Source organism: Streptomyces pseudogriseolus, assembly GCA_002154585.1.
In the GTDB taxonomy this organism is placed as follows: Bacteria; Actinomycetota; Actinomycetes; order Streptomycetales; family Streptomycetaceae; genus Streptomyces; species Streptomyces pseudogriseolus.
The window spans coordinates 328-1,085 of sequence record MUNG01000463.1; the positions used below are offsets into that span (position 1 = coordinate 328).

General features: G+C 75.3%; 1 protein-coding gene and 1 pseudogene. Both read right to left on the bottom strand.

Translation table 11 applies throughout. The features are described from left to right. Positions 1 to 104, bottom strand: a pseudogene (locus CCN29_RS36440) (2-C-methyl-D-erythritol 2,4-cyclodiphosphate synthase); the annotation flags it as partial. Continuing rightward, positions 94 to 758, bottom strand: a 665-nt coding sequence (gene ispD / locus CCN29_RS31050; protein ID WP_442538581.1) for a 2-C-methyl-D-erythritol 4-phosphate cytidylyltransferase, incomplete at its 5' end; no start/stop codon positions are given. The gene ispD and the pseudogene CCN29_RS36440, both read right to left, overlap by 11 nt.

Below are 758 nucleotides of genomic sequence, written 5' to 3' on the forward strand. Positions count from 1 at the left end.
CCGGCGCACCACAGCTCGCGGCCGTCCTCGAAGGCGTGGATGTCGGTGCCGATGCCGACCCGGGGCAGGGGGTACGTCTCGAAAGCCGTCGTCTCAGAAGCCATCGTTGAGCCTCCTGCGCGCCAGGACCGCCTCGGCGAGGACCAGGTCGAGGGGGCGGGTGACCTTGAAGGCCTCCTCGTGCCCGGGGACGGTGACGACGGTGAGGCCGAGCTGCTCGACCATGCTCGCGTCGTCGGTGACGTCGTCCGTGACGGTCTCGTGGGCGCGGACCAGGGTGGCCCGGTCGAAGCCCTGCGGGGTCTGCACCGCCCGCAGCAGGGAGCGGTCCGGGGTGGCGACCACGGGCTCCGGCGCGCCGGGCGCGGCGGCCGGCTCGACCTGCTTGACGGTGTCGGCGAGCGGCAGCGCGGGGACGACGGCGGGCGCCCCGTCGCGTACGGCCTCGACGACCGCGTCGACGGTGTCCACGGGGACCAGCGGGCGGGCCGCGTCGTGCACCAGGACGATGTCGTAGCCGGGCGGCAGCGCGTCGAGACCGAGCTTCACGGACTCCTGGCGGGTCTCGCCGCCGGGGACGACGAGCACGTCGGTCCGCTCGGGCACGGCGTTGGCGTCGAGCAGCGACTTGACCTCGCCGGCGCCGTCGGGCGGCGCTACCACGACGACCAGGGAGACGGCGCGGGAGTCGGCCATCGCGCGCACCGCGTGGACGAGCATGGGCGTGCCGCCGAGCGCGCGCAGCGCCTTGGGGGCAC